Source organism: Acidovorax sp. (genome assembly GCF_034519795.1).
Lineage (GTDB): Bacteria > Pseudomonadota > Gammaproteobacteria > Burkholderiales > Burkholderiaceae_C > Acidovorax.
In genome coordinates, this window is record NZ_JAXHOB010000024.1 from 22,481 (window position 1) to 40,228 (window position 17,748).

Annotated in this window: 15 protein-coding genes; 9 read left to right on the top strand and 6 right to left on the bottom strand. The window is 68.1% G+C overall.

From position 1 onward, the window contains the following. Positions 1–29 precede the first annotated feature (29 nt). From U5N23_RS26470 to U5N23_RS26480, 3 genes are all read left to right on the top strand, one after another. Positions 30–842, top strand: coding sequence for an acetoacetate decarboxylase family protein (locus U5N23_RS26470; protein ID WP_322595692.1), 813 nt, complete (start codon positions 30–32; stop codon positions 840–842). Positions 843–875: 33 nt separating this feature from the next. Next, positions 876–1,667 carry an AraC family transcriptional regulator gene (locus U5N23_RS26475; RefSeq protein WP_322595693.1) on the top strand — a complete coding sequence of 264 codons (792 nt, stop codon included), beginning with the start codon at positions 876–878 and terminating at the stop codon, positions 1,665–1,667. Between the two features lie 139 nt (positions 1,668–1,806). Further along, entirely contained in the window at positions 1,807–2,679 is an 873-nt protein-coding gene (locus U5N23_RS26480; RefSeq protein WP_322595800.1) for a DMT family transporter, read from the top strand. Here U5N23_RS26480 and U5N23_RS26485 read toward each other — a convergent pair. Continuing rightward, positions 2,676–3,599, bottom strand: a complete 924-nt coding sequence (locus U5N23_RS26485; RefSeq protein ID WP_322595694.1) for a LysR family transcriptional regulator — start codon at positions 3,597–3,599, stop codon at positions 2,676–2,678. The two genes, U5N23_RS26480 and U5N23_RS26485, sit on opposite strands and share 4 nt — an antisense overlap. A 71-nt stretch (positions 3,600–3,670) precedes the next feature. Between U5N23_RS26485 and U5N23_RS26490 the strand changes: the two genes are divergently transcribed. Continuing rightward, a complete protein-coding gene (locus U5N23_RS26490; protein ID WP_322595695.1) occupies positions 3,671–4,669 on the top strand; it encodes a tripartite tricarboxylate transporter substrate binding protein in 999 nt (332 codons plus the stop codon). Positions 4,670–4,680: 11 nt separating this feature from the next. After that, on the top strand, positions 4,681–6,330 hold the full coding sequence (locus U5N23_RS26495) for an FAD-dependent monooxygenase (protein WP_416208672.1): 1,650 nt from the start codon (positions 4,681–4,683) through the stop codon (positions 6,328–6,330). Between the two features lie 43 nt (positions 6,331–6,373). Here U5N23_RS26495 and U5N23_RS26500 read toward each other — a convergent pair whose 3' ends face one another. Then, complete coding sequence (locus tag U5N23_RS26500; protein ID WP_322595697.1) at positions 6,374–7,495, bottom strand: hypothetical protein; 1,122 nt, start codon at positions 7,493–7,495, stop codon at positions 6,374–6,376. Between the two features lie 195 nt (positions 7,496–7,690). Between U5N23_RS26500 and U5N23_RS26505 the strand changes: the two genes are divergently transcribed. Beyond that, positions 7,691–8,629 carry a PA2169 family four-helix-bundle protein gene (locus U5N23_RS26505; protein ID WP_322595698.1) on the top strand — a complete coding sequence of 313 codons (939 nt, stop codon included), beginning with the start codon at positions 7,691–7,693 and terminating at the stop codon, positions 8,627–8,629. Positions 8,630–8,788: 159 nt separating this feature from the next. Here the strand turns inward: U5N23_RS26505 and xth are convergent, their stop codons facing one another. Continuing rightward, positions 8,789–9,565: an exodeoxyribonuclease III gene (gene xth / locus U5N23_RS26510; RefSeq protein ID WP_322595699.1), complete on the bottom strand. Its 777-nt coding sequence runs from the start codon at positions 9,563–9,565 to the stop codon at positions 8,789–8,791. A gap of 609 nt (positions 9,566–10,174) precedes the next feature. Between xth and U5N23_RS26515 the strand changes: the two genes are divergently transcribed. Together U5N23_RS26515 and U5N23_RS26520 are read left to right on the top strand one after the other, a co-directional pair. Beyond that, positions 10,175–14,335: a beta strand repeat-containing protein gene (locus U5N23_RS26515; RefSeq protein ID WP_322595700.1), complete on the top strand. Its 4,161-nt coding sequence runs from the start codon at positions 10,175–10,177 to the stop codon at positions 14,333–14,335. A gap of 285 nt (positions 14,336–14,620) precedes the next feature. Beyond that, on the top strand, positions 14,621–14,989 hold the full coding sequence (locus tag U5N23_RS26520; protein WP_322595701.1) for a hypothetical protein: 369 nt from the start codon (positions 14,621–14,623) through the stop codon (positions 14,987–14,989). 27 nt (positions 14,990–15,016) lie between these two features. On the opposite strand, the gene U5N23_RS26525 is transcribed toward U5N23_RS26520, so the two are convergent. The 3 genes from U5N23_RS26525 to U5N23_RS26535 all read right to left on the bottom strand — a co-directional run bounded on the left by U5N23_RS26525 (position 15,017) and on the right by U5N23_RS26535 (position 17,109). Next, entirely contained in the window at positions 15,017–15,508 is a 492-nt protein-coding gene (locus U5N23_RS26525; RefSeq protein ID WP_322595702.1) for a dihydrofolate reductase, read from the bottom strand. Positions 15,509–15,525: 17 nt separating this feature from the next. Continuing rightward, positions 15,526–16,143: a DUF4337 domain-containing protein gene (locus U5N23_RS26530; protein WP_322595703.1), complete on the bottom strand. Its 618-nt coding sequence runs from the start codon at positions 16,141–16,143 to the stop codon at positions 15,526–15,528. Between the two features lie 96 nt (positions 16,144–16,239). Continuing rightward, entirely contained in the window at positions 16,240–17,109 is an 870-nt protein-coding gene (locus U5N23_RS26535; protein ID WP_322595704.1) for a thymidylate synthase, read from the bottom strand. 115 nt (positions 17,110–17,224) lie between these two features. Here U5N23_RS26535 and U5N23_RS26540 point away from each other — a divergent pair, with 115 nt between their 5' ends. Then, positions 17,225–17,737 carry a GNAT family N-acetyltransferase gene (locus tag U5N23_RS26540; RefSeq protein WP_322595705.1) on the top strand — a complete coding sequence of 171 codons (513 nt, stop codon included), beginning with the start codon at positions 17,225–17,227 and terminating at the stop codon, positions 17,735–17,737. The last annotated feature ends 11 nt before the right edge of the window (positions 17,738–17,748 follow it).

Here is a 17,748-nt window from a genome sequence, read left to right on the forward strand (position 1 = left end):
ATGTGCAGGCCGTGGGCACCATCGCGGGCATGACCTCTTCATCTGTCGCTTCTCCCCCGGCCTGGTCCCACCAGGGCTTTACCGCACCCTTCACCACCACGGGCCGCTCGGCCCTGGTGCCGCCGCCACCGTGGCACTACGCGGGCTGGCTGCTCAATGTGTCCTTCCAGTTCGATGCCGACAGCGCAGTGCCGCTCGTGCCCCCGGCGGCGGGCAGGCCGCTGGGCTCGGGCTGCGTGCACTTTGCCGACTGGCAGGCCTGCACGCTGCACGGCGAGGAACTGCTCGACCCAGTGCTGGCCCAATACCGCGAGACCATCGTGGTGCTGGAGGTTGAGCGGCCCGATGGCAGCCGCAGCATGTACTGCCCGGCGATCTGGGTGGACCAGGACATCTCCCTGGTGCGCGGGCTGCTGCAGGGCTGGCCCAAGAAGATGGGCAGCACCTGGCTCACGCGCAGCCTGCCCTTGGACCACCCTGCCGCAGCACCGCTGCGCGCCGGCAGCCGGCTGGGCGCCAGCCTGGCAGTGAAGGACCGCCGCGTGTTCGAGGCGCAGGCCACGCTGACGGGCCAGCCCGGCCGCGCGCTGGGTTTTCTGGGCATGCCGACCATCGGTGCTGTGGGTTGGCCGGACCTGCGGCAGCCTGCGCAACTGCCGGCCCTGGCGTTGGTGAAGCCGGCCATCGGGGCGCGCGTCGGTGCGGGCTGGCATGAGGCCACGGCCACGCTGCAGCTCAGCCCCCATCCGTGCGAGGACATCGGCCTGCTGGGTGGGTTGGTGGCAGGGGACGCCAGCGCCGGCTGGATCGGCATCACTGTCGCAGGCGCGGTCGATGCCTGAGCGCAGGGCTGCCGCTCCGCAGGGACTGCCACCATGGCGCTGAACCTGCGCTCCGAGGTGCGCCGGCTGCGCGTGTTCGACCTGGAGCAGGTGCGGCACCAGGAGCCGGGGCAGGAGTGGGTGCCGCACTGGCACGAGGAATGGTCGTTCGGCGCCATCGTGCGCGGCGAATGCCGCTGCAGCGTGGCAGGCCGTCCGTTCGTGGCGCGCACGGGCGACGTGATCGCGATTGCGCCGGGCGTGGTCCACACGGGGGCGCTGAGCGCGCCGCAGTACCAGGGGAGCGTGCTGGTGGCCATGCTGTATGTGCCCAGCGACTGGCTCGTGCACGAAGGGCTGCGGCCTCCCCCGCGCAGCGGCGTGGCGCGCATGCCCCGGCTGGCCGAAAGCGCGCGTGGCCTGGTCACCACGGCCGAGGTGCAGGCCTGGCTGCGGCGCGCCGTGCCGGCCTTGCGCCGCAGCCTGCCTGCCGACCCGTCTGCCGTGGAGCCGGTGCCCCCGAGTGCCGCGGTGCGCGCCCTGATCGAGCGGGTGCAGCAGGCCGTGGCTGGCGGCCACCTGTCGGTGGCGGACCTGGCAAACCGCTGCGGGGTGAGCCGCGAGCGCATTCACCGCGTGCTCACGCAATGGGTGGGCATGGCCCCAGGCGACTACCTGCGTGCTGTGCGCCTGCACCGCGCCCGGCAGTTGCTGCTGGCGGGCGAGCCGGCCGCCGCGGTCGCTGCGGAGTGCGGTTTCGCCGACCAGGCGCACTTCACGCGCTGGTTTCGCCGCTCCTTCGGCTACACGCCCGGGGACCTGCTGCAGGCGGCCGAACGCGGCTGACCAGCGCGGCCACCGAAGGACAGGCACAATCGCCCGGCGACAGGGCCTTTGCCTTGCCGGCTTTCGGCCTTTTGCGCCACGCCCCCTTCGTTGACCGATGCCCGCGCCCGGAGTGCGCGCGGCAGCCTCCTTTCTCTTCATGCAATCGCCGCTGCCCGTCTTCGCTCTCTTGTTCAATGCCTTCGTCTGGGGCCTGGCCTGGTGGCCGTTCCGGGTGATGCATGGGGCGGGGCTGCACCCGCTGTGGGCCACGGCCGCGATGTACGCGGTGGTGCTGCTCGGCCTGCTGGCGCTGCGGCCGGGCATCCTCGCACAGGTGCGCCAGCACCCAGGGCTGTGGCTGCTGGCGCTGGCCTCGGGGTTCAACAACGTGGCCTTCAACTGGGCCGTGACGGTGGGCGATGTGGTGCGCGTCATCCTGCTGTTCTACCTCATGCCCGCCTGGGCGGTGCTGCTGGCCTGGCGCATCCTGGGCGAACGGCCCACGCCCATGGCCATCGCGCGGCTGCTGCTGGCTTTCACCGGTGTGGTGCTGGTGCTGCTGCCCGGGGATGCCTCGCCTGCCAGCCTGCTGCAGGGCCTGTCCATGGCCGATGGCCTGGCCTTGGTGGGCGGCTTCATGTTCGCCCTGGTCAACGTCACCGTGCGCCGCCTGCACGCCGTGCCGGGGCAGGCGCGCATGTTCGCGATGTTTGGTGGCTGCATGCTCATGGCGCTGCTGGCGGCCTGCGTCGGCATGCAGTTCGGGGTGGTGGATGCCTTCCCGGCCTTCAACGCCACCTGGGCCGTCACCGGGCTGCTGCTGTCGGGTGTGCTGATGCTGGGCAACTGGGCGCTGCAGTTCGGCGCTTCGCGCCTCACGGCGGGCACCACGGCCGTGGTGATGCTGTCCGAGGTGGTGTTCGCCAGCGTGTCCTCGGTGCTGCTGTCGGCCTCGCAGCTGGAGGCGCGCACGGTGCTTGGGGGCTCGCTGATTCTATTCGCTGCCTTGCTGGCATCCTTGCGGCGCTAACCCGGTAGACGCGCTGCGGCGCGTTTGAGCGCAGCCGCAAATGCCAGCGCCGCGGGCTTGGGCTGCGTGCCGCGCCGCGATACCAGGTACAGGTCGAGGTGCGCCACGGGCTCGCGCAGCATGGCCACCCCGAGGCCCTGGCGCAGGCACTCCTCCATCGCGAACGAGGGGATGATGGCGTGGCCCCGGCCGGCGCGCACCATGCCGATGATGGTGCCCAGCAGGTTCATGCGCGGGCGTTCCTCGTGCGTGCGGCCCAGGCGGGACAGGTGCTTTTCGATCACCACCTGGATCGGGTTGCCCGAAGGCAGGCTCACCAGGGGCAGGCCGGCGAGGCTGCTCCAGGGCTGGCTCTCCGCGAGGCCGCTGCTGCCTGCGCCGGGCGGGCTGATGCGCATGAGCCGGAACTTGCACAGGGGCTGGCGCGACAGGCCCACTGCGGGCTTGACGAAGAAGCCGAAGCCGATGTCCGCCTCGCCCTCCAGCACCTCCTGGCGCACGGTGCCCACCTCGACATCGGCCAGGTGCACCTGCACCTGGGGATGCGTCTCGGCAAAGCCGCGCACCACGTCGGGCAGCAGGCTGGCCGAGATCATGGGCGTGGCTGCCACCAGCAGGCGCGAGCGCACGGCGGACTCGCTGCCGTCGAGCACCGCACCCAGGGTGCGCAGCTCGCCGACGATGCGCTCGGCCACCGGTTGCAGCCGCCGGCCGGCATCGGTGAGCGTGAGCGAGCGCGTCGTGCGGTGGAACAGGCGCGCACCCATCTGCTCCTCCAGCTCCTTGACCAGCATGCTCATGCCCGAGGGGGACAGGTGCACCTGCTCGGCCGCCTTGGCAAAGCTCTGCAGGCGTGTGACTTCCAGGAAGGCGTGCAGCTGGCGGCTGCTGACATTCATCAGCTTTGTTGACGAATTCATCAGAAATTTCCGTTTGATTCAAATCAAGACTGTCGTTGTAATTGTGGTCCAACTTCCAAAGAGACAAAGCCATGACCCTTGCTGCCCTGTTACCGTCGCCTTCCCTTCAACGCAGACGCCTGGTGCTCGGCGCCCTGGCCACGGTGGCGGCGCCCCTGGTCCGGGCGCAGGGCAGTGGTGCGGATGCACCGGTGCGCCTGGTCGTGCCGTTCACGCCCGGCACGGGCATCGACCTGATCGCGCGCCAGATCGCGGCCCCGCTGTCGGAGCGGCTCAAGCGCCCCTTCTTCGTCGACAACAAGGCGGGCGCTTCGGGGATCATCGGCACGCAGGAAGTGGTGCGTGCGCCGGCCGATGGGGCCACCCTGCTGGTCAGCGTGAACACGCTGGTGATGAACATGGCGCTGTACCCCAAGCAGGGCTTCAACCCGCTGACCGACCTGCAGCCCGTGGGCCAGACGAGCTGGGGGCAATTGCTGCTGGTGGCCAGCGAGGGCGCGAAGATCCAGTCGCTCAAGGAACTGGTCGAACGCGCGAAGGCCAGGCCCGGCGCGCTCAACTACGGCTCGCCCGGCGCGGGCACGCCGCACCACCTGGCGATGGAGCTGCTCAAGAACCGGGCGAAGATTTCGCTCACGCACATCAGCTACCGGGGCACGGCGCCTGCCGTGACCGACCTGCTGGGCGGGCAGATCGACGCGATGTTCCTGCCCATCCACGTGGCCCTGCAGCATGTGAAGGCGGGCAAGCTCAAGGCGCTGGCCATCAGTTCCGAAACGCCCCATCCGCTGCTTCCCGAAGTGCCTTCGCTGAACAGCCTCAAAGTGGGCGACCTCAACGTGGACATGTGGTACGGCGTGTTCGCCCCGGCCGGCACGCCGCGCGCCTATGTCGACCGTCTGAACACCGAGCTGCGCGAGGTGCTGGCGGCGCCTGCCGTGGCCAAGTCCTTCGAGACCCAGGGCATGACGCCTGCCCACAGCACGCCCGATGCCTTCAAGAAGCTCGTCGCGGCGGACGCCAAGCGCTGGGCGGACCTGATCAAGGCCCAGGGCATCACCGCGGAATGAAGCAGAAAGCAATGAACGCAATGAGCAACAAGGAACAGACCATGGCAGAGCAGCAGGACGCCGAGGTGGTCATCGTCGGCGGTGGGCCCGTGGGCATGGGCCTGGCCATCGAGCTGGGCCAGCGCGGCATCCGCACCATCGTCGTGGAGCGCTACCTGCAGCCCCAGCCCATCCCCAAGGGCCAGAACCTGACCCAGCGGACCATGGAGCACTTCCACTTCTGGGGGGCAGAGAAGCAGCTGCGTGCCGCGCGCACCATTCCCGTGGAATACGGCATCGGCGGGCTGACGGCGCACGGCACGCTGCTGGGCCCCCACACCTACGACTGGCTGCAGCGCGACCTGGTCAAGCCCTACTACTTCACCGGCAACGAGCGGCTGCCGCAGTACGCGACCGAGGCGGTGCTGCGTGCCCGCGTGGCCGAGCTGCCCTCGGTGCAGACCGTGTACGGCTGGGAGGCCAAGGCCGTGGTGCAGGATGCCGACGGGGTGTCGGTCACCATCGCCGAGCGTGGTGGCAGCGGCGAACGCGTGCTGCGCAGTGCCTATGCCGTGGGGTCGGATGGCGCACGCTCTGTCGTGCGCGAGCAGGCGGGCATTACCCAGACCCGCACCGACCATGACCGCATGATGGTGCTGCTGGTGTTCCGCTCGCCCGGCCTGCACCAGCTGCTCGAACGCTACCCCGGCAAGTCCTACTACAACGTGCTGCAGCCTGGCCTCCAGGGCTACTGGAAGTTCTTCGGCCGGGTGGATCTGGGCAACACCTGGTTCTTCCACGCCCCCGTGCCGCCGGGCACGACCAAGGACAACTTCGACTTTGCGGCCTACCTGCACGACGCGGTGGGTGCACCGTTCGATGTGGAATTCGAGCACATCGGGTTCTGGGACCTGCGCTTCATGCTGGCCGACAGCTACCGCAAGGGCCGCGTCTTCGTCGCCGGCGATGCGGCGCACAGCCACCCGCCCTATGGGGGCTATGGCGTCAATTCGGGGCTCGAAGATGCGCGCAACCTGGGCTGGAAGCTGGCGGCCGTGCTGCAGGGCTGGGGTGGTGGGCGCCTGCTTGATTCGTACGACGGCGAGCGCCGGCCGGTGTTTGCGTCCACCATGCGCGACTTCATCGCCAAATCCATCGACACGGACCGCGAGTTCCTCGACGCCCACGACCCGGCACGTGATCTGGCAGCCTTCGAGACTGCCTGGAATGCGCGTGCCCAGGGCGCCGTGGGCGAGGTGCATGCCTTCGAGCCCCACTACGAGGGCTCGGCAGTGGTCTCAGGCAGCGAAGGCCGCACCAGCAGCGCCAAGGGATCGCACCGCTTCGACGCGCGGCCTGGGCACCATCTGGCGCCTGCGGTGCTGCCTTCGGGCAGGAACGTGTACGAGGAATTCGGCACGGGCTTTACGCTGCTGGCCTTCAGCGCCAGTGCGCAGGAGGTCCAGGCCTTCCGCGATGCAGCCGCCGAGCAATCGCTGCCCCTTGCGGTGGTGCAAGGGCAGGGCGCTGGCGAGCACGACAGGTACAAGGCCCGGCTGGTGCTGGTGCGCCCGGACCAGTTCGTCGCCTGGGCTGGCAGTGGTGCCGAGCTGGGGGCAGACCGGGCCCGAGAGGTGCTGGAGGTGGCCGCCGGAGTGCAGACCGAGGTAGCTGCAGCCTGAGCTAAGAACCTGTTTGCGACCCCTGCGAGATCGTAAACAGGTTCTAAGGCTTTTTCTTCTGCAAGGCCTTGAGGCGCACCCGCTGCTCTGGCGTCGTGCTGGGGGCGTACAGGCGCCCGATCAGGGCCTGTTCCCATTCCTCGCTGTGCTCGGGCCAGGTCTCGATCAATCGGGTGAGGCCTTCCACATCCTCCGCATCCACCAGCCCGCGCACGCGCTGGGCGAAAGGCGAGGGTGGTGGAGGCGGTGGTGGGGGCTCGGGCTCCGCCTCTCGCATCACCGGCCGTGCGCCGGGGCGAAAGGGGTCGCGCCCTTCGCGCATGAAGCGGCGTATGGCCTCTGCCGAAACCATGCTGCCGGGCTCGTCCGCGTCTTCGTCGTCGTATTCGAACAGCTCGGGGTGCAGGCAGTCGGACCAGTTCTCCTGCATGTTCCATTCGCAGATCGGCAGGTGGTAGCCGCCCTCGGCGTACATGTCGTGGTCCAGGGTGATGAAGGCGCGACCATACATGGCGCCATTGATCACCAAGCTACCGTCGTTGTATTCGCCGTAGATGATGTTGTCCACCTTCACGTCGCCCATCACCCGCATGTGGCTGTCGCCGTGGCCAAAGCTGGCGGCGTGGATGCTCCCGCTGATCAGGGTCTGCCCCGGGTAACTATAGGTTAGCTGGCTGAACACGCCAGCGACCTCCACATCCCCCTCCACGATAACGCCGGCATGCAGCCCGAAGTCTGCGATGCGCTCCAGGTCGAAGTCCGTGTGCCAGCGCAGGCCCTGGCGAAACAGCGCCAGCCGCCGGGGCTGGCCGCGCAGTTCGTCGGCACCGTTGATGGCCAGGAAGGCGTCGAGCAGTGGGTGCGGCGTGCGCGCATCGCAGAACAGCTCTTCGGCCACGCTGCCGTCGACCACGGGCGCCGAGGGGCTGCAAGGCACGAAACCCTGCTCCTGCCATTCCTTGTACAGGCGCTGGTGGCTGGCCAAAGCCCTCTCGGGTGTCTTGAACGAGGTTTGCAGCACCAGGCAAGGCTTGCCGATGGAGCCACTTCGCACCCGCAGGTGGGTGCCGGATGCATGCAGCAGCAGTTCGATGAACTCGCCGCGCTCGGCCGATTCCAGATGGCAGGGTGCGGGGTCGGTGGGGGCGGTTTCGGGCAGTGGCATGCGGTATTTTCACCGTGCCGGACGGTGTTCTAGGGGGAGGCCGCAAGGCGCCATGTTTCAGGGGGTGACGAGGGGCTTTGACGGGGCCTTGGTGCGGGGCCGGATGTCCTACACCCGCACCCTCTGCATGCCGACCCTGGGGGCGCGAGGGGTCTCCCACAATGAACCCACTGTCCAACCAACCGGAGACCTTTCATGGCCGATTTCAACGATGCAAACCGCGACCCCCTGACCAATGAACCTGGTGCACATCCCGTAGGCACGGGCGTGGGTGCCGCCCTCGGTGGTGCCGCAGCGGGCGCCGCCGCTGGTGCATTCGGTGGCCCCGTAGGCGCCGCCATCGGTGGTGTGGCGGGTGCTGTGGCTGGCGGCCTGGCTGGCAAGGCCGCTGGTGAAGCCGTCAATCCCACGAACGAAGACGCCTACTGGCGCGAGAACTACCACCGCGAACCCTACTATGTGGGTGGCCGCAGCTACGACCAGTACCGCCCCGCCTATGAGCTGGGCTGGAGTTCGGTGGGCCGCTACGAAGGCGATTTCGACGCCATCGAGCCGCGCCTGGCCGATGACTGGCGTGCCCGCCATTCGGATGCCGGCCTGGCCTGGACGGACGTTCGTCCTGCCACCCGTGCTGCCTATGAGCGTGCGTACAACAGCCAGCCGCTCGAAGTCGCAGGTGAGATCGACAACGACGACGTGATCGATACCCTGAACGACCTGCTGGAATCGGCCCGTGACGGCGAGTATGGCTTCCACGCCAGCGCCGAACATGCCGATTCGGGCCAGCTCAAGGGCATCTTCCAGCGCCATTCGCGTGAATGCGCAGCCGCTGCCGCCGAACTCGAACGCGAAATCCGCGCCCGTGGCGGTGAGCCCGTCAGCGGTGGCACGGTGGCGGGTGCACTGCATCGCGGCTGGGTGTCCGTGAAGACGGCCCTGTCCACGCAAGACGACAAGGCTGTGCTGGAAGAATGCGAACGTGGCGAGGATGCCGCAGTGGCGCGCTACCGCAAAGCCTTGAAGGCCAACCTGCCGCAGGACCTGCGTGCTCTGGTACAGCGCCAGGCCGATGGTGCCCAGCGCAACCACGACGAAGTGAAGGCCTTGCGCGACAGCTTCGATCCTGCACGTTGAGCGATCGAACGGCCGGCCTGACGCCCAGTGCGCATGCACACGGGGCACTGGCCGACCGCAACAGTGAGGGCAGCGACCATGCCTTGAGAGAGAAAAGCCCGCTGTTGCTCCCGCCACCGCCGCCCTGGGCCCTGCCCAAGGCGGCGGTGTGCTTTGCAATCACCCCAGCGTCACCACCACCGGCGCGTGGTCGCTCGGTTGCGGGTTCTTGCGCGGGGCGCGGTCCACCACGCAGGCCGTCACGCTGGCGCGCAGGGCTTCGCTGACCAGGATGTGGTCGATGCGCAGCCCCCGGTTCTTCTGAAAGCCCAGCATGCGGTAGTCCCACCAGGAGTAGATCTTTTCCGGCTGCTCGAACATGCGGAAGCTGTCCGTGAGGCCCAGATCCAGCAGCGCCTTGAAGTGGTCGCGTTCTTCGGTGGTGTGGTGGATGGTTTCGCGCAGGCCCACGGGGTCGTAGGAGTCGCGGTCTTCGGGCGCCACATTGAAATCGCCCACCAGGGCCAGCCGCGGGTGGGCCGCCATCTCGGCGCGCACCAGGTCCTGCAGGGCCTGCAGCCAACGCATCTTGTAAGCGAATTTTTCCGAGCCGGGCTCCTGGCCGTTGACGAAGTAGCCGTTGATCAGGCGCAGCGGGCCGGTGGGCGTGTCCAGCGTCGCGATGATCACGCGCGCCTGCGCGTCCTCGTGCGCGGGAATGTTGCGCACCACGTCCGTCATGGGGTGGCGGCTCAGGATGGCAACGCCGTTGTACGTCTTCTGGCCAAAGGCCACGGCCTCGTACCCGGCCTCCTTGAAGGCGTCGTGCGGGAACTTGTCGTCGGTGAGCTTGAGCTCCTGCAGGCCGATGGCGTCCACCGGGTTGGCGGCCAGCCAGGCCAGCACCTGGGGCAGGCGCACGGTGAGGGAGTTCACGTTCCAGGTTGCTATCTTCATCACCATCATCGGTCCTTGCTGGTTCAATCTCCATCGCTCGCGGCGACGGCATTGGGGTGCATCCTATCCGCGATTGGCACAGAGGGATTCTCAAGCATCGCAAGCCGGGTCTGGCTGCCATTTCAGGCGACCGAAGTGCATATGCTGGGCATATGCAGACCGCCTGAAAATACTATTGGATTTGATGACGCTGCAGGCTTATCGTTGCGCCAAATTACAACGCTGGAGACAAGCCTTGCCACTCGATCCCCCACTGCTGCAAGCGGCCGCAGCACTGCCCGCCGCCCCTGCGGGCCAGATACCCTTCCCAGGCATCTGCTCGCATGCAGGTCTGAGAGGCTGAGAGTCTTTCGTCCATGCCCGCCTTGCACGCCAAAACACCCTGGCTCGTCGTTGTAAATGCTCGCCATAGCCCGAGCTATGGCTGCGCTTTGCGCCTAGATCCAGAGCGTTGTGACGTGCCTTTCGGGCACGGTCAAAAAACTCTCAGCCTCTGAGCCCTGACCACGGGTAGCGCGGAGCTCTGCGCAACTGCCCGCCAGGCCTCGCGCCTGTTTCTTCCCCATTCACCGCCTCTTATTTCGCATTCCGTACCGGAAGGGCATCGCCATGTCTACGCCAAACACATCCCACATCCTGCAGCAGATCTTCATCCTCGCCACCGGCCATGCTGCGTCGGCCAGTTTGCTCTCCGAATTCGAGGCGGTGGTCGCCGCTGACGGCCACTACGGCCGGGTGGCCGCAGCCTTCGAGGCGGCCGTAGGCCAGATGGCCGCCAGCCGGGGCGTCGGGGCCACGGTGCAGCAATTGGCGCTCAACGGCCTGGGGGTGGTGCTCTCGGTGGACGACGGCCTGGCCATCGCGCGGCTGGCGCAGGAGCAGGGCCTCACCACCTGGGCCAGGCTGATGGATTTCCTGGTCCAGGCCGACCTGGGCATCTACACCGCGCTGGACCACCGCGCCGAAGCGGCCAACGCCTTCAACAGTGCGCTGGCCAGCCAGAACAAGGGCGCGCTGTTCGCCGGCGAAGGCGTGGCAGCGGCCGTGCACACCCTGCTGCAGGGCATCGGCGCCACCGAGGCCAGCGCGGCCACGGGCATCAGCGGCATGCAGGCGCTGGCCGGCAGACTCAGCGCCGCTGGCATCCAGGGCCATGTGGCCGATGGCTACCTCCAGGGCGCCACCGTGTTTGCCGATGCCAACGGCAACCACCGGCTCGATGCGGGCGAGTGGTCCACCACCACCGATGGCGCGGGCGGCTTCACGCTGCCCGCCAGCGTGCAGGGAACGCTGGTGGCCACCGGCGGCACCGACCTGCTCACCAACAAGGCCTTCAAGGGCCTGCTCACCGCACCGGCCGGCAGCACGGTGGTGAACCCCATCACGACCCTGGTGCAGGCGCTGATGGACAAAGGCGGGCCCACGACCACGGTGGAGCAGGCCACGGCCCTGCTCGCCAAAGTGCTGAACCTGCCGGCCGGCATCCACCTGCTGACCTACGACCCGCTGGCCGTGCTGGCCAGCAGCAGTGCCAGTGCCGCCGACAAGGCGGTGGCCCTGGGCTACCAGAAGGTGGCGGGGGCGCTGGTGAACGTGGTCAGCATCGGCGCTGCCGCGCTGGATGCGGCCGAGGCCAAGGCCGGACAGCCGGGCGTGGCCACGCCGCACGCTGGCCAGGCCGGCGCGGCGGCGGGCACGCTGATCGCGTCCCTGGCGGATGCCCTCGCCGGCGCGGCGGGGGGAACCGGCGGCGTGGCGAACCTGTCGGACGCCGCCTTCCTTCGCGCCATCCTGGCCGATGCTGCGGGCGACTATGGCCTGCGGCTGGATGCCCCCAGCCTGGACGACATCGGCAAGGTGGTGGATGCAGCCAACGATGCGGTCGGCGCTGCCAGCACAGTGGCCGTGCTGGGCCAGGTGGCCGCAGCGGCCAGCGATGCGGCGGGCGCGGTGGCCACGGGCAATTTCCAGGCGGCGGCCAATGGCTTCACGGGCGCTGCCTTCACGGCCGTGGTACAGCAACAGGCCGTGGGCGAACTGGCGCCCGGGGTGTCTGCCGGCCAGGGCAGCAACCCGCCACCGGCAACCGGTGGTGGCGATGCGGGTGGCGGCACGCCGGGCCCCGTGGACACGCAGGCCCCGGTACTGACCATCACCAGCTCTGCCGCCGCGCTCAAGGCCGGTGGCACTGCGACCATCACGTTCACCTTCAGCGAAGACCCAGGCGCGAGCTTTACCGCGGCGGACATCTCGACCGCCGGCGGCACGCTGGGTACGCTGAACGGCGCGGGCCTGGTGCGCACGGCGACCTTCACGGCCACGGCGTCCGCCCACCTCGACGCGGGCGGGCACATTGTGGTGGCCAAGGACAGCTTCAGCGACGCGGCCGGCAACAAGGGCGCGGCCGCGGCGGTGGATATCGCCACGGTGTTCAACCCGGTCCTGTTCGTGGGCAACAGCGCGACCTTTGCGCGCATCGACCCGGCCATGTCGTACAACACCTACGATGCAGCGACCAACCCCTTCGGCGTGCACGACCTGACTTCGCCGGCCAACGGCGGCACGTTCACCAACCTCACAGGCGCCAACCTGTACGAGCCACACCCCTGGGGTGGCGTGGCAGGCCTGTTCGACAAGTTCGCCGACCAGGTGGGCCTGGGCTACGACGTGTCGCTCTCCACCCGCAATGCGGCCACGCTCAAGGGCCACTACCTGAACTCCTCGGCGGCCGGCTGGGACATGCGCGGCAACATCGCCAGCCAGAAATGGGAACTGGTGGTGCTGCAGGACCAGACGGACGAACCCCTGCCCTCGGGCTCGGGCTCCATCACCTTCGCGGCGGGCAGCGCCACGGCCAACCTCGTCATCACCCCCACGGCCGACAGTGCCAAGGAGTACGACGAAACCCTGGCGCTCAAGCTGGCCGCCTCGGCCGGCAACTACCGCGTGGGCACCAGTTCCGCCGTGGGCACTAACCTCCTCAACGATGACCCCACTGCGCCCGCCACCAACCCGGCCCTGGCCACAGTATCGCTGGCAGCCAGCCCCGGCCAGGTGACCGAGGATGGCACGGCCAACCTGGTCTTCACCTTCACGCGCACCGGCCCCACGACCAGCGACCTGGTCGTGAATTTCACGGCCTTTCGCGATGGCAGCACCTCGCCATCGGTCTCGACCACGGTGTCTGCCAGCCAGGACCTGGAGATGTACACCACGGCATCGGGCGCCTTTTCGGCTGCGGGCGGCAGCGGTACATCGCCATACCGCTTCAGCAGCGGCAATGGCTTTGCCACCAGCGCCGATACGGGTGCTCCCAGCACCACGGGCAGTGTCTCGTTCACCTCCAACACGGGCTCCATCACCATCAAGGCGGGGCAGACTTCGGCCAGCATCACCCTGGACCCACATGCCGACAGCACGGTGGAGGCCGATGAGGCCGTCCGCCTCACGCTCACCAGCACCGGCTCCGACTACAACCTGGGCACGCTGGGCGCCGTCTCCGGCACCATCGTCAACGACGACTTCGCGGCCGGCACGGACACCAGCCTGCCCAATGTGACCCTGGGCCTGAGCTCGGCCGCGGGCGTATACGAGAACGCCGGCCAGAACCTGGTCTACACCTTCACGCGCAGCGGTGATGCGAGCGCCCCGCTCACGGTGAACTTCACGGCCGACGGCACGGCCACCTATTTCGCGGCGGATCCGGCCAAATCGGATTTCGGCATCTCGGGCAACGCGACGCTTACCACCACCTCGGGCGCCAATGCCGACATCGGCGAGTTCCAGAAGTACGCCACGGCGATCGAGAATTTCGTGCACACCGGCGCAGCGGACACCACCACACAGCCGGGCACCACCATCGCGGGCAACCCGAACGCCGATGCCTCGACCGACCTGTACCTGTATGCCACCTGGGCGCGGCCCGACATGGTGGCCGGGGCCTACGACATGCTCACCTCGCGCACCCTCAACGGGGCCGGCGCCTACGAGGGCACGGGGGACATCAGCCGGTCGGACACGCAGGCCACGGCCTACTACCTCACGCTCGAGGGCATGACTGCCGACCTGCAGAGCGCCTACGCCAACCTGGCCGCCGTCAACCCCGACTTCGTGGGCGTGGCGCCGGTGGGCACGGCCTTCATGACCGCCGTGCAGAATGGCCTGGCGATCCGCGACCCCTACACGGAGACGGGCGGAGCGAGCGTGTCCGGCGGCGGCAAGATCAACCTCTGGCACGACGACAACCTGCACGCGAGCAAGTACGGCTCCTACCTCTCGGGCCTGGTGCTGTTCGAGACGCTCACCGGCCTCGATGCACGCTCGCTGGGGGCGGGCGACAAGGTGGCGAGCGACCTGGGCATCGACCCGGCCACGGCCGTGGCGTTGCAGAAGGTGGCTTCGGCCACGCTGGGCTTCAACCAGGGCTACCAATGGAGCGCACCCGGCAAGGTGGCCGACCTGGGCGGCACCAACGCCACGGCAACGCTGGCCACGGCCGGGGGCTTCAGCTTTGCGGACCCGGCCTTCGCGGCGCACACCGTGAGCGTCACGCCCACGGCCGGCGCCCTGGGCACGCTGACCGCCCATGTGCGCTCCGATGGCCACACCGGCCAGGTCAACTGGCTATATACCGTGGCCAACCAGACCATCGACCCCTTGCTGGCCAGCGGCCAACAGCGCCATGACCAGTTCACCGTGACCCTGGACGACGGCCATGGGCATATGAGCACACGCCTGGTCGACATCACGCTGGTGGGCTCGGCGCTCTGAGCCATCGCGGGATGGGGGGCAATGCGCAGCAAGCTGTGCTCCGCATCACAGCCTTGGCGGCCGCACCGGCCTATCATTTCCTTGCCGGCCTCCAAGCGGCATCCCCTCTTGCGACAAGCAAGTTGCTGCCCGCCTCCGTGCGGGCTTTTTTTTGCCGACCTGGCAGGCGGTGAACTTCTGGCCGCCCGGCGGTTCAGACAGCGTAGTGCAACGGGGGCGAAGGCGGGCCATGGCGGCCCGGTCCCTTGCCGCGGACTCTCGAATAGAAAAAAGGAACCAGCAAGCATGAGCAGCAGATTCATCAGAACCCTGGTCGCGTCCGCCGTGCTGGCCGGCGCATCGGGCGCCGCCATGGCCGCAGGCGGCCCGCTCGACGGGGTTTACCAGTGCGCGGTGGCCGGTACCGGCGTGTTCATCACCGTGAGTGGCCAGCCCAGCGGGCCGTCGATGTTCACCATCGCCGCCCTGGGCACCACCAACGCGCTCCATGGCTACGGCATGGGCACCGCCACGGCCTCGTCGTTTACCGGCACCACCAGCTTCAACCTGCCGTTCACGCTGTCGGTGAGCCACGGCAACCTGATCGGCAGCATGGGGGTGCTGCAGGGCAGCACCGCAGCCCAACTGCCGGTGAACTGCGCCAAGCTGTTCTGATTCAGCCGGCGCAAGGGGCTCGCCTCCTCAGTCCTTGCGCCGCTCCAGTGTCACGAAGCTGTAGGGCAGTCCGTTCGTGGAGGTGTGCGCGCTGCGCGCCGTCTCCTGCCAGCCGGCATCGAGCACCGGTGCATGGGCATCGCCCTCGAAGTCCTGCGCAATCTCGGTGAGCTCGATGCGGTCGGCCAGGGGCTGGGCTTCGGCGTAGATCTGGGCGCCGCCAATCACCCACAGCGTCTGGCCGGCGCTGGCATGCTGCAGCGCCTCCTGCAGGCTGGCGGCGCGCACGGCCCCGTCGGCCTGCCAATCGGGCTGGCGCGTCACGACGATGTTGGTGCGCCCCGGCAGTGGCCGAAAGCGCGGTGGCAGCGAGTCCCAGGTCTTGCGGCCCATGACCACGGGGCAGCCCCGGGTCAGCGACTTGAAGTGCGCCATGTCCTCGGGCAGGTGCCAGGGCAGGACGTTGTCCTTGCCGATCACGCCGTTGGCGGCGCGGGCGTAGATCATGTGCACGGGCATGGGGCGCTCCTGTGGGATTAAATATGCAGTGCGGCCAGGGCACCGACCACGATGCCGATACCGGCCACACCGTACATGCCGTACTCCAGCCATTTCTTGCGGGTGAGCAGGGCAATCGCGGCCAGGGCGATCGCCACCTGCAGTGCCGTGGTGGCCTGGGCCCAGCGGTGGTGCTGGTGCATCTGCTCTTCGCTCTGGCGGTCGAACCTGTGGCTGTCGGCCTCGAGCTTTTCCGCGGCGACCTTGATCTCGTTCTTTTCGCTCTCGTAGCGGTCCATCTTGGCCTGGTAGGTGGCCTTGCGGTCCTCGGGCGCCAGGTCGCGGGCCAGCTCGGCCAGGGACTGCTTGGTGCTCTTGGACTGGAAGTAGTTCCACTGGTTGGAGGCCTCGGTCTTCTTGATCGCCGCATCGTTCTTGAGCAGCCCGGCATTGGCCTGCGTGGCGCCACCCATGTACGCGAAGATCGCGCCCACCGTGGCGACGATGGCCGTGAACATGGCGATCTTGCTCATGGACGAGCCGCCGCCTTCGCTGCCGTGGCTGGCTGCATGGTCGTCGCCATGGCCGTGGCCCTGGGTGGCATGCTCCACCGCGTGGTCGTGGGGGCCGTGTACGTGAAATCCTCCGGAAGACATGGTGAGCGCTCTTGGTAGTTTCGTGAAGGGAGACAGGGAATGTCAGGCAGGGCGCAGCGGCACCTGCACTGCAGGAATCATGGGAAGGCGAGGGGGTCAGACCGCGACTGGGGCCTTGATGGCCGGGTGGCACTGGTAGTCCTGCACCTCGAAGTCCTCGAACTGGTAGTCGAAGATGCTGTCCGGCCGGCGCTTGATGTGCAGCGTGGGGTAGGGGTAGGGCGTGCGTGCCAGCTGCGTCTGCACCTGCTCGTGGTGGTTGCTGTAGATGTGGCAGTCGCCACCGGTCCAGATGAAATCGCCCACGTCCAGGTCGCACTGCTGGGCCACCATGTGGGTCAGCAGCGCGTAGCTGGCGATGTTGAAGGGCACCCCGAGAAAGATGTCGGCGCTGCGCTGGTAGAGCTGGCAGCTCAGGGTGCCGCGGCCGCCGGGCTCCTGCGCGGGGGCCACGTAGAACTGGAAGAACGCGTGGCAGGGCATCAGCGCCATCTTGTTCAGTTCGGCCACGTTCCAGGCGCTCACGATGATGCGGCGCGAATCGGGGTTGGTCTTGAGCGTCTTGATCACATCGCTGATCTGGTCGATGTGGCCGCCGTCCGGTGTGGGCCAACTGCGCCATTGCACTCCGTAGACGGGCCCCAGGTCGCCGTCCTCGCGCGCCCACTCGTCCCAGATGGTGACGCCGCGCTCCTTGAGCCAGTTGTTGTTGCTCGACCCCGTGAGGAACCACAGCAGCTCCTGGATGATGGAGCGCAGGTGCACCTTCTTGGTGGTGACCAGCGGAAAGCCTTCCTTCAGGTCGAAGCGCATCTGGTGCCCGAACACGCTGGTCGTGCCCGTGCCCGTGCGGTCGGACTTGTGCACGCCGTGGGTGAACACGTGGCGCATGAAGTCCTCGTACTGGGAGCGCACGGGGCGGGCGGGCTGGGCAGTGGCTGCCAGGGTGGCAGAAGGCTGGGTCATGGGGTCGATCACTCGCGGTGGGAGGGCGCGGCCACCAGGGGATGGCCGTTGCCGACTGCGGATTTTATGCGGAGCGGGACAATGGGGTATCTCCTCGCTCCCGACCGCTTTGTCCATGACCTCTTCGTCCACCCTGATCACCATCCGCCCCCTTGTGCCCGCCGATTGGCCTGGCGTATGGACGGTGCTCCAGGCCACCTTCCAGGCCGGCGACACCTACGCTTTTGCGCCCGAGAGCAGCGAGTCCGAGATCCACAAGGCCTGGGTGGAACTGCCCGCCGCCACCTTCGTCGCCTGCGGCGCTGAGGGGCAGTTGCTCGGCACCTATTTCATCAAGCCCAACCAGACCGGGCTGGGCGCCCATGTGTGCAACTGCGGCTATGTGGTGGCGCCGGCTGCGCAGGGGCAGGGCGTGGCCTCGCTGATGTGCGAGCACTCCCAGCAGCAGGCCGTGGCCATGGGCTTTCGGGCCATGCAGTTCAACCTGGTGGTGGCCAGCAACGTGCGCGCGGTGCGGCTGTGGCAGCACCTGGGCTTTGCCGTGGCGGGCACGTTGCCGGGTGCCTTCAGGCACCACACGCTGGGCTATGTGGATGCCCACGTGATGTTCAAGACGCTGGTGGCCTGAGCTTTTTTCGC